Raw genomic sequence first — 26,870 nt, forward strand, 5'->3', positions numbered from 1 at the left:
CCCCGTTCGGGAGGTCACCCGTCGCGTTCGTCACACGTCCTTGCAGTCGTTACAGACCAGTTGCCCGTTGAACGTGGAGAGATCACGGGTGAGCGAGCCACAGACCTCGCAGATGCCCTGGTTCGAGTATTCGGTGTCGGCGGTCGCGCTCTCGGCGGTGGGGGCGACGGCGTCGGTCATCATCGCCTCGTCGGTTTCCACACTCCGGGCGCCGTTCATGTCCGGGCTGAGCGTCGACGCGGTCACGACGTCGTGTTCCGAGACGATGCCGACCGGCTGTCCCTCCTCCGTGACCAGCAGCCGCCGCGTGTCCGCTCCCGAGATGAGTTCGGTCGCTCCGGACAGCGACTCGTCGGGCGTGACCGTCGGCAGGTCCGTCGCCATCGCGTCGGCGACGGTTAGCCCATCGAGCGATCCCGTCTCGACCGCCCGTTCCAGGACGTCGCGCTCGGTCAGCATCCCGACCGGCTCCTGGCCCCGTAACACCACCACTGCATCGACGCTCTCCTCGAGCATCAACGCCGCCGTCTCGTGGAGCGAGTCCCCCTCGCTCGCGGCCACGTACTCCCGCCGCATCACTTCCCTGACTGTCACGTCTCCATTCATGTGTGTGAGTATCAGCCACACCAGCTAAAAGCTACCTCCACCACGTTTAAGACCGATGGAGAGAAACAGTCGAACTCTGCGGCGGGGAGAAAGACAGCGGGACCGACGGTCGGTCAGAAGTCCAGTTCCACGTCCGCGCCGGTCGCTCGGCAGTCCTCGAGGGCGTGTTTCGCCGCGAAGCCGGCGCTGTGGGCGTTCCTGCCGCGGCCGACACCGACCTTGAGTTCGACGTCGACGGCCTCGTGAACGTGATCGACGGCGTCCTGGTAGTCGTCGGCGTCGAGCGCCGGACAGACCGCGATGATGTTGTCCCCGCCGACGAAAAACGAGAGGGAGTCGTGGGCCTGGCGCATGTAGCGCATGAGTTCGGCGTACCCCTGCTCGATGTGAATGAAGGTGTCGAACTCGTTGAGCTCGTCGGTGTACTTTCCGGTCGCGTCGTTCACGTCGAAGTGCGCGATCTGGACGTCCGATGGCTCGCGGAACTCCTCGTCGATGGCCCGGCCGCGGAGGATTTCGCGCCGGCTCTGGTCCTGGGCGCTGCCGGCCGCCTGGAGCTGTTCGGTGGCGTCCCCGAGCGCCTGGGCCGGGTCGGTCCCCGTCGCGACACTCATACTCATCGTCACCGGGTAGCGGTTGCTGACCGACTCCTGAACGAGCGCGTGGGCGTCCATGTCGAGGCCGTTCGTGACCGCGATCATGTTGTCGAACCGCGAGAAGAAGACGTAGCCGTCGCGGTTGCCGAACAGCTGCGAGAGGTCGGCGTACAGCCGCGACTGCAGCGTCTGGAGGTCAACCTCCCGTCTCGGCTCCGGGGTGACCGTCCACGGGCCGTAGTTGTCGATCTGGATGTGGGTCACCTGCGTGTTCGTCACGGTGCCCGGCGATTCGGCCCGACTCGCTATTTGTCTTTGGAATCGTCCTCCAGGGCCGACAGCCGCGCAGTCAACGCGTCGTCGCCCAGGAACTCCACCGTCCCGAGCATCGAATCGAACGAGACGATGCCCGTCGCCGTCAGTTTCGGGAGGTGTTCCTGGTAGATTTCCGTCCGAGTCGCCCGCCGCTCCGCCCGGGACGCCCCGTCGTCCGTCAGCGCTCGCGCCAGGTCGTTCACCGGAACCGGCCCGTCGCGGTCGACCAGCACGCGTAGCAGCGCCCGGCGCCGGGGGGACCTCAGCAGTTCCTCGATGACGCCCGGGGGCAACGCATCGGTCCGCTCCTCGGCGGTCGTCCGTTGATCCGTAGCCATACGCGACTGTACACCGTACCCCTACAAGTATGTGTCGCGGTCACACACCCTCGCGGTGGCGAGAACTGGCGTGGAAAACGAGGCGTCGTCAGGCGTGCTCGAGTTCGTAGGGCCAGTACCCCTCGTCGCGCATGGCCTGGCCGACGGTCTTGTGGAAGTCCGGGAAGTCCTCGAAGGTCGCCTGATCGACGGCCTCGAAGACGTCTTCGACGCTGACGACGGTCTCGTAGTCGATACGGATCGGCTCGTCGGCGTGTTCCTCGACGAACTCGTCGCGGTCGAGCGGGAAGTCCTCGTCCTCGTCGATTTTCTTCGCGATGATCGCCTGTCCGTACTTGCGGCGCCCCTCGCTGCCTTCCTCGCCATCCGGGTCGTGCGGCCAGTCGCTCATACCTCGGACTCGGTCCGAACGACGCAAAAACGTTACCTTCCGTCGCCGACCCGGCGGGCGACCGGTTCCCTGATTCGAATCCCATGCACCGCTGTGCGCTCACTGTCGTTCGCACGGAAGCGGTGGGAAGGGGATTCGAACCCCTGAGTCCGTGAGGACACCTGCTCTCAAGGCAGGCGCGTTAGGCCACTTCGCTATCCCACCGCACGCGATAGTTCCGCCCGACTCGTCTAAGACCTGTCGGTTACTCCCGGTCGAGTTCCAGCCCGTCTGCCCCCTCAGTCACCGTCAGCCCGATCTCGTCGAGGTACGCCGTGACGTGTTCCGGCCGGAGTCGACCCGCACGCTCCCGCGCCCGCAACTGCGCGAGCGCGGTCACGAGGTCCGCTCCCGTCTCGACGACCGGCTGCATCTCCAGGAAATCGACCGAACAGTCCGCGTCGAGCGCGCGTTCGGTCAGCGTCTCGACCGCCGGCGGCGCGTACGCGTCCGCGAAATCGACCGGTTCGCCAAAGCCCGCGTAGTACACCCGCCCGCCGGATGCCGGGCCGAGAACGACCTCGTGCCGGCGGAGCTTCATGGCGGCGTTGTCGACGGTCTGCCGTGAAAGCAGTGCCGCGGTCGGTTCGACGGCCGCCGCAGTCGTCACTTCCTCCTGGTCGAGCAGGTGCGTGATGGTGTTCCCGACGCGACCGGCGAACGTCGACCCGACCTGTACCTCGAAGCGCGCGTCGTCGGGCGACTCGAGTACGGGCCGGAGCATCGCTCGCACCTCCGCCTCTGCGGATTCCTCGCCCGTGAACTCCGCCGGAAGGTCCTCGTCGGCCCGGTAGTTGACGAGCAACTCCCCGCCGCTCGCCTCCACCGCCCGGCAGACGTCACGGCACATCGCGCTGTACAGTTCGGCGGCTTCACCCGTCGAGAGGGGCGTCGAGTCGGGGAGCGATTCCAGGACCAGGCCCGGCCGCGGCGGGTCCACGAGGACGGCGACGGTGGTCATGAGTGCCACTCGGCGGGGCGCGTCCTTGAAACCGCCGTTCCGGAACGCGCCGAACCGGGGGTTTTTATGTGCCGGTCCGGCGAAGGGGAGGTATGATCTGGCAACAGATGCTGGGCTTTCTCGCCAGTTTCCTCGGGCTCGTGATGGTCGTCGGTGCCGGTATCATCCTCGTGCTGGAGACGTTCGGTGCCGAGTTTCAGGTCGCCGCCGGAATCGTCCTCGCGCTCGTCCTGGTGTCGCTCGGGGCCGTCTCCGCGCTCGCGTCCAAGAACCGCGAGTGGATTGCCAATCCGTACTGGTAACGGTCCGCGACGACCGCGCCCGGGTGACCGGACTCAGCGTTCCCGCCGGCCCTTCGTCTGCCGGTAATCCCGCCCCATCAGCTCCGACATATGTTCGAGGAACGCCTCGGTATCCTCGGGGGACTGTTCGGCCGGCGGGCGCATCGGGACGATCTCGAACCCGCGGCCGCGGATCGTCGTCGCGTGCAACTCCGTGACGTCCAGTTCTTCGGGTTTTCGCGTCGTGTACTCCAGTGCCAACTCCGACAGCGGCCGCTGGCCGACCGGGACGATGATCTCGGGGTTGATCATCCGGAGTTCCCCGTTCAGGTACGGCTCGCAGTTCGTTATCTCCTCGTCGGTCGGTGAGCGCTCGGGATGGTGACACCGGGCGGCGTAGGTCAGGAAGACGTTGTCGACGGCCGGCTCCTCGCTTTCCGGCGCTGACTCGCTGAGCCCGAGGTCGGCGAGGATGCCCTGCACCAGTTCTCCCGCCTCGTCACCCGTGAAGGGGACGCCGGTTCGGTCGGCGCCCTCGCCCGGCCACTCCCCGACGAAGACGAAGTCGCCGGCCACGTCGCCGTAGCCGTGGACGACCTGGGAGCGCGACTCACAGAGCGCCGGACAGTTCCGGCACGTCTCGTCCATCCCGAAGGGGTTCGCCCGCTCCTCCTGTCTCGCGTCCATGTGTCGACGGTGGTCCGGGATCGGAATAAGCGGCCGGGTCGTTTCGGCGGCCAGCGCGTGGAACCAAGCGTCACAGTGACGGTGTCCCGACCCCTACCGATGGTATGCGCCACGCCTCCCGAATCTTCATGCTCGGCTACCTGATCGGGTTCGCGTTCGTGGAGACACAGACTGCGATCTTCCGGGACTACCCCCTGCTCATGTGGGCTGGGCTGGTCGTCGTCCTCGCCATTCTGGTTCGGACGGCCCGTTGTGCCCGTCACTACTGGACGGAAATCCGTGAGGAAGGCGTCGAACTGACGGTGACGTGACCGACAGACGGATGCCGGACGAGGCCCGGTTCGAACTATGGAGCGGGTCCTCGACGACGCCGACCGCACCAAACTCCTCGACGGCGACGACGACCGGTTCTACCGGTCACCGCGGTTCGTCCACCACGTCGACGACGCCTTTCGTGAACAGTTGACCGACCTCTACCGCGAGGTCCTCGACGCCGGTGACGACGTGTTCGACGCCATGAGCAGCTGGGTGTCACACCTGCCCGAGGACCTCGAACTAGGCACCGTCGTCGGCCACGGTATGAACGCCGAGGAACTCGACGCGAACGACCGGCTGGACCGCTGGTTCGTCCGGAACCTCAACGAATCGCAGTCGCTCACACTCGACGACGCGGCGTTCGACGCCGTCCTCGTCGCCGTCTCCGTCCAGTACCTCCAGCACCCGGAGCCGGTTTTCGCCGAGTTCGCCCGCATCCTCCGGCCGGGAGGGGTGTTGGTCGTCAGTTTCTCGAACCGGATGTTCCCGCAGAAGGCGATCCGTGCGTGGCGAAACAGGGATATGGACGGTCGGGCCGCGCTGGTTCGGGACTACGTCGACGCGACCGGCGCGTTCGCCGAGTCGACGGTCCACGCGGCGACCGACCCCGGTCGGGACCCGTTCTACGCCGTCGTCGCGCCGAGAGCGTAGCGCGACTCAGTCGTCGTCCTCGGTCGGCTCGGCCCGCGTCGGGGCGTCTTCGGGGTCGGTCCGTGGGCTGGAGGGGTGATACTCGGTGTCGTACTCCCCCGTCCGACCGTCGAGGCGGTCGGGGTTGATGCGGCCGCCCAGGAGCATGAAGTCGAGCACGGTGCAGTAGAGCATCGCCTCGACGACGGGGACTGCACGCGGCGGGAGCGTCGGGTCGTGGCGGCCGACGACCTGAATCTCCTTTTCGTCGCCCGTCTCCCAGTCGACGGTCGTCTGCTCCTTCGGGATGGAAACGGGCGGATGCCAACTCACTTCGCCGTAGATGGGCTGGCCGGTCGTGATGCCGCCCTGGATGCCGCCGTGGTCGTTGCCGACGGGGACCGGGTCACCGTTCTCGTCAAATTCCCAGTCCTCGTTGTAGTCGCTGCCGGCGGTCGTCCGGGCCTCGCGGCCGATACCGTACTCGAAGTCGTTGACCGCGGGGATGGAGTACATCGCCTGTGCCAGCCGCGAGGGGAAACTGTCGAACCGCGGCGCGCCCAATCCCCGGGGGACGCCGCGACACTCGAAGTAGATGCCGCCTCCGATGGAGTCACCCTTCGTCTGGTACTCGTCGGCGAGTTCGCGCATCTGCTCCGCCACCTCGGGGTCGGCACAGCGGACCTCGTTCTCCTCGCTGTGTTCGAGCATGTCCTCGAAGGTTACGTCGTCGGCGACGATGTCACCGAGCTGGCAGACGTGGGCCTTGATTTCCACGTCGTAGTCGGACTGTGCGAGGACCTGCTTTGCGACCCCGCCGGCGGCGACCCAGTTGACCGTCTCCCGGGCCGAGGAGCGACCGCCCCCGCCCCAGTTGCGCGTCCCGAACTTCGCCGAGTAGGTGAAATCGCCGTGGGAGGGACGGGGCGCGGTCACGAAGGGTTCGTACTTCCCCGAGCGGGCGTCCTTGTTCTGGATGACCATCCCGATTGGCGTCCCCGTGGTGTAGCCGTCCTGGAGGCCGGAGTTGATCTTCACTTTGTCCGGTTCGCCCCGCGAGGTGGTGATCATCGACTGACCCGGCTTGCGGCGGTCGAGGTCCTCCTGAATGTCCTCCTCGGAGAGTTCGACCCCGGCCGGACACCCCGACACGGTACACCCCATCGCCTCGCCGTGGCTCTCCCCGTAGGTCGTCACCTGGAAGAGCCGACCGAAACTGTTCCCGTTCATTACTCCCTCCTGAGTGACCTGGGCATTTCAAGCTTACATTCCCGTCAGGACTCCCGATTCCGCCGCCCCGCCCGGCCGAAGCTTCAAGTACGGAACCGCGACCAGACCGACCCGTGTCCTGACCGACCGACGCGGCGCAGTCCGCGGGAGTACGGCCCCCTGCGCCGCGTGCGACCGGGCCGTCTGTTCGCCCGAGCCGTCAGCCGTGGCTCACACCCGAGTCACGTCCGCGCCGACGCCTGCCAGCACGTCGAAGAAACCGGGGAACGACACGTCGACGTGCTCCGCGCCCTCGATCTCGGTCGTGCCGTCTGCCACGAGGCCGGCGACGGCCAGTGACATGACGATCCGGTGGTCCGCGCGACCGTCCACCGTCGCGCCCTGCAGTTCGGTGTCGCCGCCGTGGATCGTCAACGTGGCCTGTTCCTCCTCGACGGACGCGCCCATCTTCGTCAGCGCTTCGGCCATCGCGCTCACGCGGTCGGTCTCCTTGTAGCGGACGTGCTCGCAGTCCGTGATGGTCGTCGTCCCGTCCGCCGCCGCGCCGAGGACGGCGATGGTCGGGAGCAGGTCGGGCGTGTCCTCGACGCCGACCTCGATCCCCGAGAGTGCCGACCGTCGCACGGTGATCTCGCCGGCATCGCGGTCCCACTCCAGGTCCGCACCCATCTCTTCGAGGATCGAGACGATGGCGGAGTCACCCTGTGCGCTCGGCTGTGCCCCGTGAACACGGAGTTCGTCGTCGCCCGCCAGCGCGCCCGCGGCCAGCAGGTACGACATCGACGAGAAGTCCCCGGGCACCGCGTATTCGCCGCCAGCGGGGGCGTATGACTGCCCGCCGTCGACGGCGAACCCCTCGTCCGTCTCGCGTGCGTCGACGCCGAAGGCGTCCAGTACCTCGAGCGTAATCTGGACGTACGGCGCGGACTTCAGTTCGGTCTCCAGTTCGATCCCGATACCGTCGTCGGTGACGGCACCGGCCATCAACAGCGCGGTGATGTACTGCGAGGACACGTCGCCGGGGATCGAGACCGTGCCGCCGTCGACCGGCCCCTCGACCACGAGCGGTGCCTGGCCGTTCCGGCGCGTGCTCTCGGCGCGCCCGCCCAGTTGCTCGATGGCGTCCAGGAGCGGTCCCTGCGGGCGCGACCGGAGCGAGTCGTCGCCGGTCAGGACGGTCACGCCGTCGGCGAGCGCCGCCGCCGCGGTGACGAGTCGCATCGTCGTCCCGCTGTTCGCACAGTCGATCACGTCCGCGGGGACCGCCGGCCGCCCCGCGAACCCCTCGACCGAGAGGACATCGTCGACATCGGAGCGGTCGACGTGGCCCCCGTAGGCCTCGACGGCCCGCATCGTCGCGCGCGTGTCGGCACTGACGAGCGGATCGGTGACGCTCGCGCCGTCGGCGTACCCCGCCGCGAGAATCGCCCGGTGCGTGTAGCTCTTCGAGGGTGGGGCTTGCACGTCGCCCCCCACTCCGGACCGCGTGATCTGCACGTTCATATCCGCCTCGTCGGCGGGGGCGGTCATGAGGGTACCGAACCCGGTTCGTGGCCGAGAGCGCCCACGGCTGTACCCGTTCGCGACGACCACTGGGGTTTAGGGTATCCCGCCCCTGACTCCGGCCATGAAACCCGACCTCTCGGCCCTCGACGATTCCCTCGACGACGCCGGCGTCGACGGCTTCCTCGTGGACGCCGCCAGCGACGACTCCGACCAGCTGTACCTCTCGGGGTTCGACGCACCGGACCCGTTCCACGCCCTCTACGATGGCGAGGTCCACCTGCTGGTCTCCAGCCTCGAGTACGGCCGCGCGAAATCCGAGAGTCACGCCGCTTCGGTCGATCGCCACGCGGACTACGAGATGCGCCGAAAGGTCGAGGAGTACGGCCGCCTCGACGGGACGCGCCGGGTTCTCGCCGAGTTCCTCGACCGACGTGACGTGGCGTCGGTCGCCGTCCCCGCTCGCTTCCCGCTGGCGACCGCCGATGGCCTTCGCGACCGCGGAATCGACGTCCGAACACCGGAGAGTCCACCCATCGGCCGCGGTGACGGTAACGTCATCGAGGACATCCGTGCGACGAAGACCGACGCGGAGATCGAACACGTCCGCGCGGCACAGAAAGCGAACGAGGAAGCGATGGCCGCCGCCGAGCGCCTGCTCTCGGTAGCAGCCGTCGAGGACGGACCGCTCGTCCACGACGGCGAACCGCTGACGAGCGAGCGCGTCAAAGAGGAGATCGAGGTGACACTCCTCCGCGAGGGGTGTGCCCTGGACGAGACCATCGTCGCCTGTGGCGCTGACGCGGCCGACCCCCACGACCGCGGGAGTGGCCCGCTACTGGCCGACGAGCCGATCATCGTCGACATCTTCCCGCAGGACAAGGCGACGAAGTACCACGCCGACATGACTCGCACGTTCGTCGTCGGCGAGCCGTCCCCGGCAGTCCGCGAGTGGTACGACCTGACTGCGGAGGCGAAGGCGGCGGCCCTCGACGCCCTCGAACCCGGCGCGACCGGCGAAGACGTTCACGACGCCGTCTGTGACGTGTACGAGGACGCCGGCGAACCCACGCTTCGCGACGACGAGAACGCCGAGACGGGGTTCATCCACAACACCGGCCACGGCGTCGGGCTCGACGTGCACGAACAGCCACTGGTCGGTCCCGGCGGCGACGAACTCGAACCCGGACACGTCGTCACCGTCGAACCCGGACTGTACGACCCGGACGTGGGCGGCGTCCGCATCGAGGACATCGTGGTCGTCACCGAAGACGGCTACGAGAACCTGACCGATTACCCGGAACGGCTGGTCGTCGAGTGACTGGTCTCCTGCAGGTCGTCAGTCGCTCGGCGTCGCGGTCGCTGTTGCGGTCGGCGTCGCTCGACTGCGGTTTGCCGTCGCGTTCCGCCGTGCCGCGTCCAGCCAGTCGGGTTGGCCCACGGTGACGGCCTCCGTCGCGGTCACGCGGTAGTCGGCGTGGACGAAAAACGGGTCACCGTCCTGCGTGCCGGTGATGTCGACTCGAGCGAGTCGGATGACTCCCGCTTCATCGATGCGGACGCGCCCGCTCGCGCTGTCGACGGTCGCATTGTCACCGATCGCGGTCTCGACGAGTTCGTACTCCGTCAGCGTCCGCCCCTCGCGGGTGACGGTGCCGCTCTCGTTGAACTCGCCGAACTGGTAGATGCCGGCCAGTCGGTCGGCCGACACACTACGCCGGTGGATGGCGTCGAACGTGTCGTTCCCCGAGCCGAGGCTGCGGTTGTCGTATGCTACCGAGCCGTCGACTCGCGAGCGTGTGTAGATGCTTCCGTTCGCGACGTACCGATCCGCACGGAGTGGCCCCTCCTGCAGTTCGATCAACTGACGTGCCGTCCCGCGGTCGCTCCGGACGGCGAACGAGCGGTTCAGCCGCGTCCGGTTCGTCGAGACGTTGATCCGCATCTCGACCGCGTAGCTCGTGTTCGCGAGCGCTCGCGAGTGATTCTCCAGTCGGAACGTGGGGACCGTGGTGCCGTCTTCCGTCGGCCCCGCTGCCGGCGTCGGCGTGTCGGTCTGCTGGACCCACGAGCACCCCGAGAGCACGACGAGCGCGGCGAGTGCCCCCCCGAGCAGCAACCGCCTATCCATACTCGATAGCGACTGTGAGGGGACAAAAGCCCTCTGGGTCCGGACCCGAACGGCTTTTGAGCGGTGCCCGGCAATCCACGGGCGATGAACGTACTGGTCGTCGGCGCCGGCGTGATGGGTCGGTGGTTCGCCGATGCCCTCGACGCCGGGCTCGACCGACCGATCGCCGTCGCCTTCAGCGACACCGACCCCGACGCGGCAGCCGACGCCGCCGCGAGCGTCGCGGCCGACGCGCGGGCGGTCCCCGCCGACACCGACGAGCGGTTCGAAGCCGTCTGTGTCGCGGTGCCGATTCCGGTCGCCGAGGAAGCCATCGCGACCCACGCCGAGCGCGCCGAGCGGGCCGTGCTGGACGTGACCGGCAGTGCCGAGGGGCCGGTCGCCGCCATGGCCGAGCACGCGCCGGACCACGAACGCCTGAGCCTCCACCCGCTTTTCGCCCCCGCGAACGCCCCGGGCAACGTCGCGGTCGTGGCGGACGAACGCGGCCCCGTCAGCGAGGCGATCCTCACGGCGCTCCGCAACCGCGGCAACCACTGCTTCGAGACGACGGCCGCCGAACACGACCGGGCGATGGAGACGATTCAGGCCCGCGCCCACGTCGCCGTCCTCGCGTTCGGCCTCGCGGCCGAGGACGTGCCCGAGGAGTTCGGCACGCCCGTCTCCGACGCCCTGTTCGATCTCGTCGAGCAGGTCAGCGGCGGCGAGGCCCGCGTCTACGCCGACATCCAGGCCGCCTTCGACGGCGCCGACGACGTGGCCGCCGCCGCCCGCGACCTCGCCGAAGCCGACCCCGAGACGTTCGTCGACTACTACGAGGAGGTCGGCGAGCGACGATGAACGAGTCCCAGCGCGAGGGCGTCCGCTCGAACGCGAAGTACCTCCGCGAGGTCCGTCCCATCGACCCCGAGGAAATCACCGAGTACGTCGAGGGCCAGCCCCATCCGGCCGCGATCCGGCAGGTCCTCCGCGAGGACGCCTTCGAGCTGGGTCTGCTCGAACGCGAGGACGGGACCTTCGAGCCGGTCCCCGACGAGCCGGTGGCGCCCGACTTCGACGGCGTCGAGGAGTTCCCGACCGCTTACGCCATGGCACTGGAGGAGTTGCTCGTCGCGGAGTACGGGGCGGGCTGGGTCGACGGCGAGACGGGCGACGCCATCCGCGAGCGAGTTCGTGACCTCAAAACGGACTACCTCTGGAACAACGACGTCACCTACGACTACGAAACCGCGCTGGCATACGCGTGCTACCACCTGCCGGACTACTACGCGACCGTCCAGTACGTCCTCGCGATACTGGCCGAGGACGGCCTGCTCGACCGGCAACTCCGCGTCCTCGACGTGGGTGCGGGCGTCGGTGGCCCGGCGCTCGGCCTTCACGACCTGCTCCCCGCGGACGCGCTGGTTGACTACCACGCCGTCGAGCCGAGCGACGCCGCGGACGTGCTGACGGCGATGCTCGACGAGACCGGACGCAACTTCCAAGCGACGATTCACCGGACGACGGCCGAGTCGTTCGATGCGGGCGAGACCGTCAGGTCGGACGCGACGTTCGATCTCGTCCTGTTCGGGAACGTGCTGAGCGAACTCGACGACCCCGCCGCCGTCGTCGAGCGCTACGAGGAGTGGCTGGCCGCCGACGGGACGATGGTCGCCATCGCCCCGGCCGACCGCGAGACGGCCATCGGTCTCCGCGAGGTCGAGCGCGCTGTCGAGAACGGGCTGACGGTGTACGCGCCGACGGTCCGACTGTGGCCCGACGCGCGGCCGACCGACGAGGGCTGGTCGTTCGACCGCAAGCCCGACATCGCGGTGCCGAACGTCCAGCGCCGACTCGACGAGGGCGAGCGCGCTACCCCGGACCCGGACCACGACCCCGGTGAGTTCGTCAACACCGTCGTCCAGTACGCTTACGGGCTCTGGCGGCCCGACGGCCGCGAGCGGATCGCGTTCACGCCCGACCCGTCGTCGTTCGCCCGGTTGGCTGATTCGGAGTCCCACGTCACCGACCGCATCGACGTTGTGGCCGTGAAACTCAGCCACGACCTCTCGGACGGCGACGAGGCGAACCCCGTGTTCAAGATCGGCGACGGCAGTCAACAGCGGTCACACTACGCCGTCCTCACGAAACCGTCGGCGCTGAACCGCCCCCTCGAATCGGCGGCCTACGGCGACCTCCTCTTCTTCGAGAACGTCCTCGTCCTCTGGAACGACGACGAGCGGGCGTACAACCTCGTGGTCGACGGCGAGACGGTCGTCGACCACGCGCCGGCCGGCGAGTGACGGCGCCAGTGTCGGTGTCAGTGCCGGCCATGTACCGGCGTCGTCGCCGGTGGCCTTTTGCGGGTTCCACACCGAGGGCGTGACATGACCGAGGACATGAACATCCTCCTGACCAACGACGACGGCATCGAGAGCGCGGGGTTCCGTGCGCTCTACGATGGGCTCTCGGAGACCGCCGACGTGACGGCCGTCGCACCCGCCGAGGACAAGAGTGCGGTCGGCCGGGCGATGAACCACGACGTGGGCGTCCACGAGCACGAACTCGGGTTCGCCATCGAGGGGACGCCGGCGGACTGCGTGGTCGCCGGACTGGGCTCGCTGGCTCCCGACGCGGACATGGTGATCGCGGGCGTCAACAGGGGTGCGAACCTCGGGGCGTACGTCCTCGGGCGCTCCGGGACGGTCAGCGCCGCCGTCGAGGCCACCTTCTTCGACGTGCCCGCGATCGCCGTCTCGCTGTACGTTCCCGTCGGCGAGGACACCGCCTACACCGACGTCGACGTGGAATACGACGCGTACCGTAACGCCACGCAGGCCACGACGTACCTCGCCGAACACGCCATTCCGGCCGGCGTCTTCGAGCAAGCGGACTACTTGAACGTGAACGCGCCGGTCCCGGATACCGTCCCCGGCGACGACCGCCCGGAGATGGCAATCACCGAACCCTCGACCGTCTACATGATGGACGCCTCACAGGAGGAAGGCCGGGTCATGCTCCACGACCGCATCTGGGAACGGATGGCGACCGGCGACATCCCGGACGCCGAGGGCACCGACCGACGGGCAATCGTCGAGGGGAAAGTCTCGGTTTCGCCACTCACAGCCCCGCACACGACCGAACACCACGAAGCACTCGACGGTCTCGCGGAGACGTTCCCCTCGTCGACCGACTGACGGATACTCCTCTGGCACGCTGTCGAGGCGTGGGCCCCTGTGAGCGCGGGACTCGCCGGTCTGCCAGCGAACAAGACTTAAACGGTTCGCTCTCTCAACCCCGCATATGGCTAGAGTCGAGGTCGAGTTGCCGGATCGCATTGTCAACGATATCGAACAGATGGTCCAGCAGGGCGAGTTCGTCAACGAAGACGAGGCCGTCGAGAAACTGCTCCAGCAGGGCGTCGCCGCGTACGGCCCCGTCGAAGAGGAGGAGGACGCCCCCGGCGAGGACCTGTTCACCCAGTCGACCGCCGAACAGCAGGACCCCGCCGCGATGGACGACCCCCAGGAAGACGACTACGGCTTCTAAGCGGACGCGAAAATCCAGCTCGTTTATTCGAATCGGCGGACACTTTTTCCTCCCCACTCCCTGCCGATAGGGTATGCCACGGAGCTCGTCGTCCGTCCTCTCACAGCGGGGGTCGGGGAACGCGAAGAGTCCGCCGCTCGGAATCAAAATCTACTGCGTTTTCGGCGTGGTCGGCCTCGTCGTTCTGGCGATCAGGATACCGCTCATGGCTGGCCTCGTCCCCGGCGTCGGGGGGCTGGTCGCCGCGCTGATCGCGACGCTGCTCGGTATCGTCCACGCCGTCTCGCTCGTCGGGCTCTGGCGTGTGGTGTCGTGGGGCTGGCTCCTGGCAGTCGTGATGCAGGGGCTCTCGGTCGTTTTCTCCCTGTTCAGTGGGAGCGCCCCGTCGCTGCTATTCAGCGCGCTGATTCTCGTGTACTTCTTTCTGGTTCGGGAGCACTACACCGACTGACCGCCGCCGGAACGAATCCCACAATGGGGCGGGTTTTTGAAGCCGACACCAGAACTGGGCGGCAGGAGGCGATACACGATGGACCAGACAGTCGTCGATCTCCTCGCCGGCAACGGCGAACACGCCGAGGAGTTCGGCGACCGCTTCGACGACCTGCAACACGCACAGCACCCTGGCGCAGTCTCCGTCTGCTGTTCGGACTCGCGCGTCCTTCAGGACGCGCTGTGGGGAAATGAGACGCCCGGTGAGGTGTTCACCGTCGGGAACATCGGCAACCGCGTCGTCCAGCGGACGACCGCCGGTGAGGCCGTCTCCGGAGACGTCCTCTACCCTATCGCACACACGGAGACCGACACGGCCATCGTCGTCGGCCACACCGGCTGTGGCGCGGTGACCGCGACCTACGAGGCGGTGACCGGCGACCTCTCCGATGCCCCGGGAATCGAACACTGCGTCGATATCCTGAAACCCCGGATCGAACCCGGTATCGAAATCCTCCCGGACGGCCTCGACCGCGAGACGGCCGTCAACCACCTCGTCGAGTACAACGTCGACCGGCAGGTCGACTTCCTGCTGGACAGCCACGACGTGCCTGAGGCTGCCACGGTCGTCGGCGCCGTCTACGACTTCCAGGACGTGTACAGCGACCACCGCGGCGAGGTCCACGTGATCAACGTCGACGGCGAGCGGGACGTGGCGGCGCTTCGCGATACTCACTCCGAAGTCGACGACCGGATTCGCCGCCTCTGGACGTACTGACTCCAGCATCCTCGTTAGCGGTCACGACGCTCCACGCCGACCGTCCCGACGAGCGGGAAGACGCCGGGGCGTGTCTACGGACTCGAACTGCCCAGCAGGGGCGTCTCCGTGACGCTACCGCGATTCGCGCTGCTCCACCTTGTTCATTGACTGGTGTTACAGATTCTGCTTCGATTGTCGCTATCCAACGAAAAGCATCAATCGTGGCAGCGGTACAGGCACCGCTACGACGCGTGAGTGGGGTGACTACCCATCGCTGCTGGTCTCGGCGGAAGGGTACGGATAGTCGGAACTCGCCGACGCGAAAACGAGTCTGAACGAGGAAATCGGCGAGCCACCGGTCTGTATGGGGTGGAATAGTGCCGAGCGGACGGTCACGTCTGGAACTGCTGAAACCATCGGGCGATTTCCTGCTGGAACTGTTCGAACCAACGGAGGTCGTCGTGGAGAACGTCGAACACGACCTCGTGGTCGATGTCGCCATATCGATGGGCGAGAATGTTCCGGAATCCGATGGCTTCTTCCATTTTCTCCTGCGTTTCGCGTGAGAGGATGTCCGCGTTCCCGAGGGCCTGCATCTCTTGTTTTGCCGTTCCGGTTGGGGAGAGTCCTTTTGCCGAGCGAATGTGCTGAGCGAGGTCGATGCACGCTTGGACGAGGTTCAGCAACGTGCGTTCGTCAGCTCGTTGCGTCACCATGTCCTCGACGTACTCCTCCTTCGACATCCCGCGCATCTGCTTCAGGTCGTCAGTGTACCGGTTGATGTATCGCAGTTTATCGACGATGACATCCTCATCGACCATCTACGTATCTCCCCGAGCCAGTCGGTCGATGAACTCTCGGCGCTCCCGCTCCCGTTCGTCTGCGCTGGCCTCGTAGTCCTGTTTCACTCGTTCTCGGTACGACTCGACGGTCTGCTCGTCGCCAGCGAGAACGATTCCGTCTCGGAGTGCAGCGTGAGCGACTGGCGTCGGGAGCGAGCCGACGTCACTCACATCGACGAAGCCATCGGCGTACTCCTGTAGATGGGCATCGATGCGGTTGCGAAGGCGGAACCGTTCGTGGGCATCCATCTCCTCGGGGAATCGAAGGGCAACGTCCACATCCGACGAAGCATCGGCCGTACCCCGAGCGTGCGAGCCGAACAGCACCGCGAAGACAACCTCCGTCTGGGCGAGGTAATCGCTCATCTCATCGAGGTCGACGCCCTCAACGGCCGGCTCGCCCGCACTCGCCATACGAGTCCGTTCGAGAGCCGTCACTAAGACGTTTGTGTCCCCCAGCAGACTCCGCCGCCATCTCCGTTAGATGCTACCTGGACTCACGCTGCTCCACCTTGTTCAACTCGATGAGCAGGCGGAAGACGGCCTTCACGAGGTTCGAGTCCACGTCGAACCGTTCGGCGTTCTCGCCGGCGCGGTCCATGACGGCCTGTTCCTGATCCTCGTCGGTGGTTGGCAGCCCCTTCTCCGCTTTGACGGCGGCGATAGTCTCGGCGACGTAGGTGCGCTGGGCGATGAGTTCGACCAGTTCGCGGTCGATGGTCTGTATCTCCTCGCGCAGTTCATCGAGACTCATGTCGTCCGGGCGCCGTCGGTCTGTGTTGTCGTCAGCCATGTGTTACCCTCTCTGTCGTTCCAGTCGTCCTGCAGTGCTTCGAGGTCGGCGCGGTCGCCGACCGCGGTGAAACTCGGGCCGGTGCCGGACAGGGACACGCCGGCGACGCGGTCCATCGCCTCGATCAGCGGGTCGGTCGGGAATCCAAGCGCCGCGCAGTAGGCGAGTCCGTTGACGGTCATCGCGCGGCCGTACGCGCCGTCGAGCGCGAGCTCCGCAACGAGGTCCGCCATCGGCGCGACCCGCTTGCATCGCTCCACGTCCGCGTCCGCGGAGAAGGAGCGCTCAGGTGGCGTCCACACGAGCACGTCCCAGTCCACTTCGTCGCGGGCGAGGAGTTCGTCTTCGGTGTTGTCCGTGACGGTGACGCCGCCGAGCATACTCGCGCTCGCGTCGTCGAACGCGCCGGTGATCGTGACGCCCGCGTCCCGGGCCGCGTCGACGCCGATGCGACAGGCGTCCTCGCGGGAGATCTCGTCCGCGGTGCCGAGCGCGTCGAGCGTCGCCAGCACCGTCGCGTTCGCGGCGGCGCTCGAACTCTTGAGCCCGGAGGCCATCGGCACCTCGCTCTCGGTGCGCACGTGACCGCCCTGGCCGTCGCCGAACCGCTCGACGACGGACTCGACGCACCGCTCGATGAGGTGCGTGTCGGCGTCCGGTGCGCCGGTGATCTCCCCCGTGACCTCGCCGCCGGCGTCGAGTTCGACGGTCGCCTCGGTGTAGGCATCGATGGCGAACGCCGACCCCGTGCCGGTCGCGAGGGCGTTCAGTACGGTCCCTGCCGCGGGTGCGACTGCCCGGCCGTCCATCACCCGATTCTCGCAGACCTCGGTACTTACCTGTGGTGGTTGCCGGTCGACGGGTCGGCGTGGGAGCGCTGGCAACCGCCAACGGTGACGCTTTTCCCGCTCTCGGCGCTACCGAAAGGTATGACATATCACAGCGACGTGTCCCCGGAAACCCTCCCCGTCTCGCTCACCGACGACGGAATCGAGGTGGAGTACACGGACGGCCGGACGACGTTCTACCGCGGGGTGCCGGAGAAACGCGAGGGCGACCTCCGGACCCCGCCCGGCAAGGAAACCCACGTCCTCGTCACCGATGCGACGGAGACGCAGGGCGTCCTCGTCTACGTCAACGACCGCAAGACCCACGACGACATCCTCGACGAGACCGGCGTCGGCCGCGTCCTGCTCGATCTCGACGAGGAGACGACCGTCTTCCCCGGCGTCTCCGTCACCAACGAGCAACACCGCGTCCACGTCGAGGCCGATTTCGATTCCCTCGACGGCCGCGTGTTCGTCTTCGCCGAGGACGAGATGCAGGAGTTCTCCTTCGAACTCGTCCCCGAGGGTGATGGGTCGTGAGCGACACCGACCCCGACGCCGCGACGGACGGCGGGACCGATACCGACGACCAGGAGAACGTCCTCGGCGGCGACCTCGAGCCGTGCGGGACCGACCCCACGACCGGCTGGGCGCGGGACGGCTACTGCCGCTCGCATCCCCGGGACACGGGGTGTCACGAGATCTGTGCCGTCGTGACCGACGAGTTCCTCCAGTACAGCAAGGCCCAGGGGAACGACCTCGTCACGCCCCGCCCTGAGTTCGATTTCCCGGGGCTGGAGCCGGGCGACCGCTGGTGTCTCTGTGTCGGGCGCTGGCTGGAGGCCCACGAAGCGGGCACGGCGCCGCCGGTCGTGCTGGAAGCGACCAATAAGGCCGCCCTCTCACGGATCCCGAAGTCGACGCTCAGAGAGTACGAGTACGAGGGCGACGACGGTCCCAACGCGGACGGCGATGGCGGTACGGACTCGGACGACGATGGTCCCAACGCGGACGGCGAAGCCGAGACGTGATCCCCGTCAGCGCACCGTGAACGTCTCCGGGAGGTCGATGGGGACGCTCCCTTTGGTGTAGCCCTCGAAGTACCCCTCGGGCCACGCGCGGAAGACGACGGCCGGACGGTGTCGTACCTCGGGTTTCTCGGCGACGATGCCCCCCCAGTCGGATTCCGGGAACGACGAGCAGTCGACGAACAGCGTGATGCCCCCGCCGTGTTCCTGGAGTTGTCCGGTGGATTTCGTCTCGGCCGTCTCCCGGATCGCTTTCACCGCCGAGTTGGCCGACCGACGGCCCGGCGGCCGCGGGCGCGTGACTTCGACGAGCGTGCCGTCGCCGTCTTTGATCGCGCGGAAGTCGATGGAGTGACCGGTCGCGACTTCGATCTCGGGCGTGAGGTCGTAGTCGGCGTCGTCGAGCAGGCGCGCGACGGTGAACTCGCTCATCGACGAGCGCATCCGGTCGAGGTTCAGCTGTTCGCTCGTCCCCAGCTTCGCGGCCATCGTGTAGCGGTCGTCGATGATCCCCCGGTCGAGGAGGTCCTCGTAGAAGGTCAGGCCGGCGTCGCGGTCCGTGTCGGGGAAGCCGGCGGCGTAGTCCCGGAAGAACTCGCGGGCGGTGTGTCGGCCGTCCTTCGAGAGAAGCACGGGCAGGAAAAAGCGCGCGAGGTTCGGGAACGACTCGAGCCAGGGCTCTTCCTCGTAGAGCGTCGCGAGCAGTTCGCGTTCGGCCCACTCCGCGACTCCGTCGTCGACCTCCGCGAAGGTGTACTTCTCGGTCCGCCAGAGGGTCTTCGGCGTCTCGGTGTTGCCCAGCCAGAAGGCGTGGTCGTCGGTCCAGCAGAAAAGCGCGAGGTCGCCGTTGCCCATCTCCAGCCGACGGGCCTCGTAGCCCGCCGGCGGTTTGTACCACGGCCCGTCGAGGCTGGCACCGAACTTCGACTGCAGGGGCTGGAGGAGGTCCGAGCGGACCCGTCCCTCCGTCCAGTGCTCGTTCGACCGGCGAAAGCGAAGCGGTGTCGCCACACTCGCCGCTTCCGCACGGAGCGATTTACGCCTTTGGTAAAACGCGCGGGTGCGAGACGGGGACGCCGTCACACCCGAACCGTCGGGGACGGGTCGCGACCGCCGCTGATGATGCGGTCCACCACGTCGTCGATGTTCGGTGCGTCCCCGTCGTCGTGTTCGTCGGACGGGTAGTGCGGGACCAGTGGCATGGTACCGCCTCCGTTCCTAGCTAGTCCAATCACGGTAAAAAATCGTTGCGGCGGGGTGACCGGACGCCCGGCATCTCTCCGACACGCGGGCGCCGGCGGAACGCTGTCAGTCGTCGGCGGGTTCACCGACCGCGCCCGACATGCTCGACGACGCCGCGACGGTCTCCTCGTTGCTCGCGACCCAGCGCAGCAGCAGGAACGCGAACACGTACTTCGCCAGCACGTCGAGCCCCGAGTAGCCCCAGGAGGTGATCCCGGTACTGACGAGCGCGAGTCCCTCGACACCGACGGCCCACACGATGGGGTAGCCCAGCCACAGCACGACCGTCAGGATTCGCAACGTCGAGAAGATGTCGTCGGTGCCCGCGGCCTTCGCCTTCGCCGGCCACTCCGCGATTAGGGCGTACAGCACCACGAGGAAGAAGGCACAGCTGATGCCGTAAAACGCCCAGCGGAGCGCGTACGACGAGGTGGTCAGGGCCGCCGCCAGCCCCGTCACGCACATGCCGATGTCGGCGGCGATGACGACGAACATGTCTCCCACGTCCACGTCGGCGAGCAGCCCGAGCGCGAGCAGGATCATCGGCGTCGACAGCGCCCACGTGAGGTACCGTCCCCACTGGCTGAGGACCTCCTGCCCCGCGAGCGCGTGGCCCGCCGGCATCTCGATGAGGCCGAGCGTCAGCCCCGACGCCATCCCCAGGTAGCTCGAAATCGAGACCAGCGGGATCATGATCGTCGCACCGAAGATCAGTTTCGCCCGACTCTCGCGGACGGACCGTCCCATGTAGACGAAAAGCAGCGTCGACAACCCGGCCAGCGCGATGTTCACCCACAACGACGCGTTCAGTAACGTGTTCCCCTGAACCTGGTTCAGCACCTCTCCCTGTGTCTGTAGTGGTACCGAAACTGCGGTCGGTATCGTAGCCGTGGTCTCTATCATACGGAGCGTACAGATACTGGGGCGTCAGAATAATATAAATACCGGCGCGGGAATCGGTCGGCAACGGCAAGGGAAAGTGTCGGTTCGTCAAACCCGACGGCCGCCGGACCCCCGTTCCGACCCGTGCCGGCCGCCGGCCAAGCACGTCAACCGCGCCCGGCGCGTGCCGACAGTCGAAGCCGAACAGGTTCGGGACCAGTCCCTCGGCGCCGGAACACTTCTCCCGTGTATGACCGATGGGGAGCACTCCGACGCGGCCGACAGGGAGGCGCGCCTTCGTGACCTGGCCGACGACCTCCGTGATCACGACGAGGTCGCCGACGCGTGGCTGGCGAAGAGCTTCACGGACCGGCTGTTCGTCGTTGACCTGGAGCCGGACGCGACGCTCCCGGACGAACTCCCGGACCGGCTCGCCGAGTACGACCTCTACGGCGCGAACGAGGTGTACGACGTGAGCGAGGACTCGCGGTCGTTTTCGGGGGCTATCGCGGGCGCGAACCGTCACCAGTTCGTCGACGTGCGCACTCGCGGCGACCACCAGTCGTACGTGCTGGAGTGATCGGCGTCGCTAGATGGACGTATCACTCCGGCCGCGAACAGCAGCGACTCGCCACGGTCCCCCGTGGGCCTACCGTTCGTCGTGCGGTGGAAGCTCTTCGCCACAGCGCCGACAGTACTTCATCGGCGCGCGGGACTCCTGACCCTCTCTGTCGACCGTGACCTTTCGGCCACAGTTCTCGCAGGCGATTTTGGTCATGATCGGCTGGCCGCGAACCGCCGCGGTCGACGGCACGTGTTGACGTTCCACGCCGGCACGCAAAAAGCCACCCCCGGACCGTTCCGGGTCATATATCGGGCTCAAGCCCCTTCATCAGTGCATGGGAGAGGACCACGGCGGGTTCGAGGACGTTCGCGAGAACGTCGACGGCCACCCCATCCTGAACCTGCTCGGCTACGCACGGCCCTACTGGCCGCGGCTGACCCTCGGCGTCGTCGCCGCCTTCCTCACCCGATTCGCCCGTCTCGTCCCGGCGATCATCGTCGCGACGGCCATCGACCGCCTCATCATGCGCCGGGGCGAGCCCGGACTGCTCGCGGACATCGGAATCGTCCCCGCGGACCCCATCGTCGGCGAGGCGGCACGGCTCGCCTTCCTCCGACAGCTGGTCGTCATCGCGGCGCTCGCGTACCTGCTCCGGTCCGCGACGCGGTTCGCCTCCCGATATTTGCTCCAGTCGACCGCCCAGAAGGTCCAGCGCGACCTCCGGGACGACACCTACGACCACCTCCAGCACCTCTCGATGGACTTCTTCGCCAACCACCAGACCGGCGGGATGATGTCGATTCTCACCTCCGACATCAACCGCCTCGAACAGTTCCTCAACACGGAGTTCAGGCAGGTAATCCGGGTGGTCGCGACCGTCGGCGGTATCGCAATCGTCCTCACGTACTACTCCCCGCGGATCGCGCTGATCGCGCTCGCGCCGGTGCCGATCATCGGGCTCGCGAGCTACCTCTTTCTCTCCTGGATCGAACCCCGCTACAAGTCCATCCGCGAGACGGTCGCCCGCCTGAACACCAGGCTGGAGAACAACCTCAGCGGCGTCGCCGTCGTGAAAGCCTTCGGCCGCCACGACTACGAGGGCGACCGCGTCGGCGACCAGAGCCAGACGTACCACGACGAGAAGGTCGGCGCGCTCCGGATTCGCCGCGGCTTCTTCTCGGCGCTCCGTCTCCTGACCGGCGTCGTGTTCGTGATCGTCCTCTTCGTCGCCGGCCGGGACATCATCCTCCGCCCTGAATCCGGCGCGATCACCGCGGGCGCGTTCGCCGCCTTCTTTCTCTACCTCCGGCGGCTCTACTCGCCGATGCGCCGGGTCGGCAAATCCGCCAACAAGTACCAGCTCGCCAAATCCAGTGCGGAGCGCGTCTTCGGTCTGCTCGGTCGCGAGCCGGCGGTCCAGTCCCCGCCGAACGCCCACCTCCCCGACGGTATCGACGGTGACGTCGCCTTCGACGACGTGACTTTCGGCTACGACGAGAGCGGTCCGGTCGTCCGGAACGTCTCGCTCGACGTGGCCGCCGGCGAGACCGTCGGGCTGGCCGGCGAGAGCGGGGCCGGGAAGTCCACGCTGTTGAAACTCGTCTCCCGGTTCCACGACGTGGACGCGGGTGCGGTGCGGGTCGACGGGCGCGACGTGCGCGAGTACGACCTCCAGGCGCTCCGCGACGAGATCGCCATCGTCGAGCAGAACCCCTACCTGTTCTCCGGGACGGTCGCCGAGAACGTCGCCTACGGCGACAGCGAGGCCCTCGACGCGCTCGAACGGGACGAGGACGCGGTGCGGGAGCGCCTCGAAGCGGCCGCGAAGGCCGCCGAGGCCCACGCGTTCGTCACCGACCTCCCCGACGGCTACGACACCCAGATCGGCGAGCGCGGGGTCAAACTCTCCGGCGGCCAGCGCCAGCGCATCGCCATCGCGCGGGCACTCGTCAACGACCCGGCGATCATCGTCTTCGACGAAGCCACGAGCGACGTGGACACCGAAACGGAGGAGCGCATCCAGCGGAGCCTCTCGCGGCTGGTCGAGGACCGCACCGCCTTCGTCATCGCCCACCGCCTCTCGACGATCAAGGACGCCGACCGCATCGTCGTGATGGACGACGGCGAAATCGTCGAGCGCGGCACTCACGACGAACTCCTGGCGACCGCCGGCGACTACGCCGCCCTCTGGAACGCCCAGTCCGACCGCGGCGACGCCGTCGCCGACGACTGACTCCCTGCGCTACTGTTTCGGGCGACACCAACGGTAAGGGACTGCCCCACGTGGACGAGCCTATGGGACTCGACGCCGCGTTCGCCACTTTGCCCGACCCGGGGTCGTACACGTTTCCCGACCCCTCGATCCCGCAGGGCGACCCGGTGATGCCGGTCGCGCTCACGAGCGACGAACTCGACGCCCTGCTCGACCTCTATGAAGTCTTCGTCGCCGTCGACCCGACCGGTATCGACACGAACCCCGTCTTGCAGGCGACGAGCCAGTTCCTCCGGGAGACGTTCGGCACCTCACTGGAGCGGCCCGACGAACGCCTCCACGACGACATCGCGGGGATGCTCAACGACTTCTCCGACGACCTCGGCGGCGAGTCCATCGGGGTCGTCGACGCGACGCCCGCCCACCACCGGACACTGTACTTCTTCCTCGGGGGATGCAGGGCCTACCACGTCGCGCCTCACGTGGGGTTCGACCCGCCGGTGCCCGCCGTGGAGACTCTCGCTGCGGTCTTCGAGCGAGTCCGCGAGCAGGAGTACTACCTCAAGCGGCCCGGGACCGTACTGGAGTAGTTCGGCCGGCGAGCGGTTCGAGGTGACCGCCGTTCCCAGGGACTGTCAGGGTTCGACCACGAGTTTCCCGAACGCCTCGCGGTCTTCCATGTCAGCGAACGCCCGGCCGGTCTCCTCGAGCGAGTAGGTTCTACTTACCACCGGTTCGAAGCCGCCGTCGGCCACGAGGTCGACCAGCGTCGCCAGTTCCGGCTGGGTCCCCATCGTCGACCCGATGACCTCGTTGTGGCCGAGGAAGAAGGGGGCGGCGTCGAACTCGCATTTCGGGCCGGCCGTCCGCCCGCAGATGACCTGCTTGCCGCCGCGTTTCAGCACTTTCAGCCCGAGCTTCGTGTACTCCCCGGCGAGGTGGTTCAGCGTCGCGTCGACCTGGCCGATCTCCCACACGGCGCTCTCGATCTCGTCGACGTCCGCCGACTGGACCGTGTGGTCACAGCCCAGTGATTCGAGCCGCGAGAGCTTCTCCGCCGAGGTCGAGGTGCCGATGGTTCGCGCGCCCATCACGTCGGTGAGCTGGACCAACGCCACGCCCACGCCGCCGGCGGCGCCGGGGACGAACAGGAGGTCGCCCGCGCCCGCCTCGGCCTTCCGGAGCATGTGGAACGCGGTCAGGTAGGAGGTCGGCAGGGCCGCCGCCTCGGCGAACCCCACCTCGTCGGGCAGGGGAATCAGCCGGTGGGCGTCGACGGCCGCCTGCTCGGCCAGCCCGCCGTGAAACAGCATGAACGACTGACACAGGTTCTCCGGCCCCTCGCGGCAGTACTCGCAGGTGCCACAGGTCTGGTTCGGGCAGAGGAGGACGCGGTCGCCCTCGCTCACGCCCGCGCCGTCGCCGGTCTCCGAGACGACGCCGGCCACGTCGAGCCCGGAGACGAACGGCGTCGCCCCTTCCGAGACCATCGCCGAGTCGTTCTGGAGAATCCAGAGGTCGTGTCTGTTGATCGAGCAGGCTCGCACGTCGACGACCGCCTCGCCGGCCCCCGGTTCGGGGTCGTCCTGTTCGATGATCTCGACGCCGTCCGGTCCGATCAGATCGCTGAACGCGGCTGCGCGCATGCACACCGAGTCGGGCGGTCGCCGCTTATGCGTTGCGCCGGACTCAAATTCCCCGCCCCGTTACGCCAGGGCATGACCGACGATTGGGCCACACAGCTCCGGGAGCACCGCGACGAGAAGGACCGCTTCTTCGCGGACCACCGCCAGTCACCCATTCCGCCCGAGGAACGCGACGGCTTCGACGGCCTCGCGTACTTCGACCCCGACCCCGCCTACCAGGTCGAGGCGACCGTCACCGTCCACGACGACCCCGAGTCGCGGTCGCTCGACACGACGACCGGCCGCACCATCGAGTACGAGCGGGTCGTGACGTTCGCGTTCGACCTCGACGGCGAGTCCCGCGACCTTCACGGCTATCGCCAGCCCGACGACGACTCCCTGACCGTCTTCGTCCCGTTTCGGGACAAGACGACAGGGCAACAGACGTACGAGGAGGGCCGGTACATGGAACTGGAGCCGGACCGCCCGCTCGAAGACGGCGACGTGGTCACGCTCGATTTCAACCTCGCGTACTCCCCGTTCTGTGCCTACAGCGAGACGTTCGACTGTCCGCTGCCGCCCGCGGAGAACTGGCTCGAGACGACCGTCGAGGCCGGCGAGCGGACGCGCGAGTGAGTTCCGCCGGCACACTCCCGTCAATCTACGAGCGGACCGACAGAACGCAGTCTGCCAACAGGCACGCGCCGCTCCGATAGTGACAGGTCTCCCGACGATACAGACGGAAAACAGCGATTAGAACCGTCTTAATCGACGATACTGCCAATATGTACTGTATAACGAACCTCGACGCGCGGAGAGCGGATGCATGGAAGAGCCGCGACCGTCGACGGTCACGTCGTCCGACAGCGATCGGCCGGATCGAGGACGGCGTGGCCGGACGTCGACTGGCGGTCATCGATGGGACACGTCCCAGCGAATTTCGACCGGATTACTGTCGACGTTCGAGGACACACTCGCATCGAGATTCGGCGTCGAGCACGCGATCACGGCCCCACCTGGTGTAGACCCATTGGAACTCGCGTTACGCAGCGCCGGTGTCGGCCGGGACGACGCTGTTCTCGTGTCGGTGTTCGCACCCCGTGCAACGTTCGAATCTATCATCGCGGTTGGCGCACGCCCGGTCGTGGTCGACGTGAACCCGATCACGTACACGATGGCCACCCTCCGTCTGGAGCAACTGATCGAAGCGACGGCCGACCCTGCGGCGATCGTTCCGACACACTCCTGCGGACAACCGGCAGAGATGCACCGGATTCGGGATTCGGCCCGTGCGAATGATCTCCACGTGATCGAAGACGCGCGGCGATCGATCGGCGCGACCTACCAGGGCGAGTCCGTCGGCACGATCGGCGACGTCGGCTGTTACGACCTCTCCGAACCGGGTACGTCACAGCCCTGTGGCGCGGTCGTTACCGACGACGCCGAACTCGCCCGACGGTGTCGGTGGACACAATTCTCTGCGGCCACGGGAGCCGGAAAGCCCGTAGCGAGCGACGGGACGGCAGCTGCACGAACCGCCACTACCGGTCTCGAACGACTGTCCGGGCTGGAAACGCGGATCGAACACCGTCAGGAGCTCGCGGACGCATACACCCGGCGGCTCTCCGATATCACTCCGGTCAGGCCGCCACAACGTCGGCGTGATACCGAGCACGTATTCACCACCTACGCTCTCTGGGTCCCCGACCTGCCGGCGGTTCGGGCGTCCCTCGTCGACAACGGCTTCGATATCCGTCTCCCGTTCCAGTACCTGTACCACCGACACCCGTCCCGCTCGGCGCAGGTCGCATCCGATACCACCAGACAACGTGCTGAAGAGCTCGCAGACCATCTGCTCGCGCTTCCGGTATCGTCGGCGACGGGAGCCACGACCGTCCGAAACATCTGTCTCACCATCGAGGTACACTACCGTCGGCGACTGTTGCGAGACCGGCACGACGGAACCACGGAGTAATCCAACGTCGAGAAAGTGGTGAAAATCCGCTTTAGACCGACCGGAACGGTCGGTCTACCCGATCGGTGACTGTCCAAGGTTGACCTTTCGGCTAGGTATCAAGTTTATAACTACAATCGACTATGTAGGATTATTC

The 26,870-nt window shown here is 67.2% G+C and carries 35 protein-coding genes and 1 tRNA gene; 17 read left to right on the plus strand and 19 right to left on the minus strand.

The window, feature by feature from the left end:
- Positions 1–30: 30 nt before the first annotated feature.
- From MUG96_RS07750 to MUG96_RS07775, 6 genes are all read right to left on the minus strand, one after another.
- On the minus strand, positions 31–606 hold the full coding sequence (locus MUG96_RS07750; protein WP_246988065.1) for a CBS domain-containing protein: 576 nt from the start codon (positions 604–606) through the stop codon (positions 31–33).
- 113 nt (positions 607–719) lie between these two features.
- Positions 720–1,481, minus strand: a complete 762-nt coding sequence (locus tag MUG96_RS07755) for a GTP cyclohydrolase III (RefSeq protein WP_246988066.1) — start codon at positions 1,479–1,481, stop codon at positions 720–722.
- 26 nt (positions 1,482–1,507) lie between these two features.
- On the minus strand, positions 1,508–1,855 hold the full coding sequence (locus tag MUG96_RS07760; RefSeq protein WP_246988068.1) for a DUF7344 domain-containing protein: 348 nt from the start codon (positions 1,853–1,855) through the stop codon (positions 1,508–1,510).
- An 88-nt stretch (positions 1,856–1,943) separates the two neighbouring features.
- A complete protein-coding gene (locus MUG96_RS07765) occupies positions 1,944–2,246 on the minus strand; it encodes a DUF5785 family protein (RefSeq protein ID WP_246988070.1) in 303 nt (100 codons plus the stop codon).
- 120 nt (positions 2,247–2,366) lie between these two features.
- A tRNA-Ser gene (locus MUG96_RS07770) sits at positions 2,367–2,450 on the minus strand.
- A 40-nt stretch (positions 2,451–2,490) separates the two neighbouring features.
- Positions 2,491–3,246, minus strand: a complete 756-nt coding sequence (locus tag MUG96_RS07775; RefSeq protein WP_246988072.1) for a hypothetical protein — start codon at positions 3,244–3,246, stop codon at positions 2,491–2,493.
- Positions 3,247–3,338: 92 nt separating this feature from the next.
- Between MUG96_RS07775 and MUG96_RS07780 the strand changes: the two genes are divergently transcribed.
- Positions 3,339–3,548 (plus strand): hypothetical protein, encoded by a 210-nt coding sequence (locus MUG96_RS07780; RefSeq protein WP_246988074.1) that lies wholly within the window; start codon positions 3,339–3,341, stop codon positions 3,546–3,548.
- Between the two features lie 33 nt (positions 3,549–3,581).
- Here the strand turns inward: MUG96_RS07780 and MUG96_RS07785 are convergent, their stop codons facing one another.
- Entirely contained in the window at positions 3,582–4,214 is a 633-nt protein-coding gene (locus MUG96_RS07785; protein WP_246988075.1) for a uracil-DNA glycosylase, read from the minus strand.
- A 104-nt stretch (positions 4,215–4,318) separates the two neighbouring features.
- On the opposite strand from MUG96_RS07785, the gene MUG96_RS07790 reads away from it, so the two are divergent.
- Positions 4,319–4,525, plus strand: coding sequence for a hypothetical protein (locus tag MUG96_RS07790; protein ID WP_246988077.1), 207 nt, complete (start codon positions 4,319–4,321; stop codon positions 4,523–4,525).
- A 37-nt stretch (positions 4,526–4,562) separates the two neighbouring features.
- A complete protein-coding gene (locus MUG96_RS07795; protein ID WP_246988079.1) occupies positions 4,563–5,180 on the plus strand; it encodes a class I SAM-dependent methyltransferase in 618 nt (205 codons plus the stop codon).
- A 6-nt stretch (positions 5,181–5,186) separates the two neighbouring features.
- Here the strand turns inward: MUG96_RS07795 and aroC are convergent, their stop codons facing one another.
- On the minus strand, positions 5,187–6,389 hold the full coding sequence (gene aroC / locus MUG96_RS07800; protein WP_246988081.1) for a chorismate synthase: 1,203 nt from the start codon (positions 6,387–6,389) through the stop codon (positions 5,187–5,189).
- Positions 6,390–6,599: 210 nt separating this feature from the next.
- Positions 6,600–7,892, minus strand: a complete 1,293-nt coding sequence (gene aroA, locus MUG96_RS07805) for a 3-phosphoshikimate 1-carboxyvinyltransferase (protein WP_246988083.1) — start codon at positions 7,890–7,892, stop codon at positions 6,600–6,602.
- Positions 7,893–8,016: 124 nt separating this feature from the next.
- Here aroA and MUG96_RS07810 point away from each other — a divergent pair, with 124 nt between their 5' ends.
- Entirely contained in the window at positions 8,017–9,213 is a 1,197-nt protein-coding gene (locus MUG96_RS07810) for a M24 family metallopeptidase (RefSeq protein WP_246988086.1), read from the plus strand.
- An 18-nt stretch (positions 9,214–9,231) separates the two neighbouring features.
- Here MUG96_RS07810 and MUG96_RS07815 read toward each other — a convergent pair whose 3' ends face one another.
- Entirely contained in the window at positions 9,232–10,023 is a 792-nt protein-coding gene (locus MUG96_RS07815; RefSeq protein WP_246988088.1) for a DUF7537 family lipoprotein, read from the minus strand.
- A gap of 84 nt (positions 10,024–10,107) precedes the next feature.
- Between MUG96_RS07815 and MUG96_RS07820 the strand changes: the two genes are divergently transcribed.
- The 6 genes from MUG96_RS07820 (at position 10,108) to MUG96_RS07845 (ending at position 14,761) form a co-directional block, all read left to right on the plus strand.
- Positions 10,108–10,863, plus strand: coding sequence for a prephenate dehydrogenase/arogenate dehydrogenase family protein (locus MUG96_RS07820; RefSeq protein WP_246988090.1), 756 nt, complete (start codon positions 10,108–10,110; stop codon positions 10,861–10,863).
- Entirely contained in the window at positions 10,860–12,305 is a 1,446-nt protein-coding gene (locus MUG96_RS07825; RefSeq protein WP_246988092.1) for a small ribosomal subunit Rsm22 family protein, read from the plus strand. The genes MUG96_RS07820 and MUG96_RS07825 overlap by 4 nt, the downstream gene beginning before the upstream one ends.
- Positions 12,306–12,389: 84 nt before the next feature.
- Positions 12,390–13,199 carry a 5'/3'-nucleotidase SurE gene (gene surE / locus MUG96_RS07830; protein ID WP_246988093.1) on the plus strand — a complete coding sequence of 270 codons (810 nt, stop codon included), beginning with the start codon at positions 12,390–12,392 and terminating at the stop codon, positions 13,197–13,199.
- Between the two features lie 106 nt (positions 13,200–13,305).
- A complete protein-coding gene (locus MUG96_RS07835) occupies positions 13,306–13,551 on the plus strand; it encodes a DUF7120 family protein (protein WP_246988095.1) in 246 nt (81 codons plus the stop codon).
- Positions 13,552–13,624: 73 nt separating this feature from the next.
- Complete coding sequence (locus MUG96_RS07840) at positions 13,625–14,002, plus strand: hypothetical protein (RefSeq protein ID WP_246988097.1); 378 nt, start codon at positions 13,625–13,627, stop codon at positions 14,000–14,002.
- A 78-nt stretch (positions 14,003–14,080) separates the two neighbouring features.
- On the plus strand, positions 14,081–14,761 hold the full coding sequence (locus tag MUG96_RS07845) for a carbonic anhydrase (protein WP_246988099.1): 681 nt from the start codon (positions 14,081–14,083) through the stop codon (positions 14,759–14,761).
- A gap of 374 nt (positions 14,762–15,135) precedes the next feature.
- Here the strand turns inward: MUG96_RS07845 and hepT are convergent, their stop codons facing one another.
- From hepT to MUG96_RS07865, 4 genes are all read right to left on the minus strand, one after another.
- The gene (hepT, locus tag MUG96_RS07850) at positions 15,136–15,564 is read right to left on the minus strand and encodes a type VII toxin-antitoxin system HepT family RNase toxin (protein WP_246988101.1); all 429 of its coding nucleotides are present in this window, start codon (positions 15,562–15,564) and stop codon (positions 15,136–15,138) included.
- On the minus strand, positions 15,565–15,999 hold the full coding sequence (mntA, locus tag MUG96_RS07855; RefSeq protein ID WP_246988103.1) for a type VII toxin-antitoxin system MntA family adenylyltransferase antitoxin: 435 nt from the start codon (positions 15,997–15,999) through the stop codon (positions 15,565–15,567).
- 73 nt (positions 16,000–16,072) lie between these two features.
- Positions 16,073–16,378 (minus strand): chorismate mutase, encoded by a 306-nt coding sequence (locus tag MUG96_RS07860; RefSeq protein ID WP_373222094.1) that lies wholly within the window; start codon positions 16,376–16,378, stop codon positions 16,073–16,075.
- Entirely contained in the window at positions 16,336–17,187 is an 852-nt protein-coding gene (locus MUG96_RS07865; protein ID WP_246988107.1) for a shikimate kinase, read from the minus strand. The genes MUG96_RS07860 and MUG96_RS07865 overlap by 43 nt, the downstream gene beginning before the upstream one ends.
- 120 nt (positions 17,188–17,307) lie before the next feature.
- Between MUG96_RS07865 and MUG96_RS07870 the strand changes: the two genes are divergently transcribed.
- Positions 17,308–17,745, plus strand: a complete 438-nt coding sequence (locus tag MUG96_RS07870; RefSeq protein ID WP_246988109.1) for a DUF5796 family protein — start codon at positions 17,308–17,310, stop codon at positions 17,743–17,745.
- Complete coding sequence (locus MUG96_RS07875) at positions 17,742–18,236, plus strand: DUF2237 family protein (RefSeq protein WP_246988111.1); 495 nt, start codon at positions 17,742–17,744, stop codon at positions 18,234–18,236. Before MUG96_RS07870 ends, MUG96_RS07875 begins: the two co-directional genes overlap by 4 nt.
- A gap of 6 nt (positions 18,237–18,242) precedes the next feature.
- On the opposite strand, the gene MUG96_RS07880 is transcribed toward MUG96_RS07875, so the two are convergent.
- The 3 genes from MUG96_RS07880 to MUG96_RS07885 form a co-directional block, all read right to left on the minus strand.
- Positions 18,243–19,244: a DUF5784 family protein gene (locus MUG96_RS07880; RefSeq protein WP_246988113.1), complete on the minus strand. Its 1,002-nt coding sequence runs from the start codon at positions 19,242–19,244 to the stop codon at positions 18,243–18,245.
- Positions 19,245–19,312: 68 nt separating this feature from the next.
- Positions 19,313–19,435, minus strand: a complete 123-nt coding sequence (locus tag MUG96_RS24145; protein ID WP_256465438.1) for a hypothetical protein — start codon at positions 19,433–19,435, stop codon at positions 19,313–19,315.
- Positions 19,436–19,541: 106 nt separating this feature from the next.
- Complete coding sequence (locus MUG96_RS07885; RefSeq protein ID WP_246988115.1) at positions 19,542–20,378, minus strand: bacteriorhodopsin; 837 nt, start codon at positions 20,376–20,378, stop codon at positions 19,542–19,544.
- Between the two features lie 229 nt (positions 20,379–20,607).
- On the opposite strand from MUG96_RS07885, the gene MUG96_RS07890 reads away from it, so the two are divergent.
- A complete protein-coding gene (locus tag MUG96_RS07890) occupies positions 20,608–20,937 on the plus strand; it encodes a hypothetical protein (RefSeq protein WP_246988117.1) in 330 nt (109 codons plus the stop codon).
- Between the two features lie 69 nt (positions 20,938–21,006).
- Here MUG96_RS07890 and MUG96_RS07895 read toward each other — a convergent pair whose 3' ends face one another.
- Complete coding sequence (locus tag MUG96_RS07895) at positions 21,007–21,171, minus strand: hypothetical protein (protein ID WP_246988119.1); 165 nt, start codon at positions 21,169–21,171, stop codon at positions 21,007–21,009.
- 85 nt (positions 21,172–21,256) lie between these two features.
- Here MUG96_RS07895 and MUG96_RS07900 point away from each other — a divergent pair, with 85 nt between their 5' ends.
- Positions 21,257–23,155: an ABC transporter ATP-binding protein gene (locus tag MUG96_RS07900; protein WP_246988121.1), complete on the plus strand. Its 1,899-nt coding sequence runs from the start codon at positions 21,257–21,259 to the stop codon at positions 23,153–23,155.
- 62 nt (positions 23,156–23,217) lie between these two features.
- Positions 23,218–23,724, plus strand: coding sequence for a hypothetical protein (locus MUG96_RS07905; protein WP_246988123.1), 507 nt, complete (start codon positions 23,218–23,220; stop codon positions 23,722–23,724).
- Between the two features lie 45 nt (positions 23,725–23,769).
- On the opposite strand, the gene MUG96_RS07910 is transcribed toward MUG96_RS07905, so the two are convergent.
- A complete protein-coding gene (locus MUG96_RS07910) occupies positions 23,770–24,780 on the minus strand; it encodes an alcohol dehydrogenase catalytic domain-containing protein (RefSeq protein ID WP_246988126.1) in 1,011 nt (336 codons plus the stop codon).
- A gap of 72 nt (positions 24,781–24,852) precedes the next feature.
- Here MUG96_RS07910 and MUG96_RS07915 point away from each other — a divergent pair, with 72 nt between their 5' ends.
- Positions 24,853–25,395, plus strand: coding sequence for a DUF1684 domain-containing protein (locus MUG96_RS07915; RefSeq protein ID WP_246988128.1), 543 nt, complete (start codon positions 24,853–24,855; stop codon positions 25,393–25,395).
- Between the two features lie 190 nt (positions 25,396–25,585).
- The gene (locus tag MUG96_RS07920; protein ID WP_246988130.1) at positions 25,586–26,734 is read left to right on the plus strand and encodes a DegT/DnrJ/EryC1/StrS family aminotransferase; all 1,149 of its coding nucleotides are present in this window, start codon (positions 25,586–25,588) and stop codon (positions 26,732–26,734) included.
- Positions 26,735–26,870: the final 136 nt, after the last annotated feature.

Source organism: Halorientalis marina (assembly GCF_023028345.1).
Taxonomy (GTDB): Archaea; Halobacteriota; Halobacteria; order Halobacteriales; family Haloarculaceae; genus Halorientalis; species Halorientalis marina.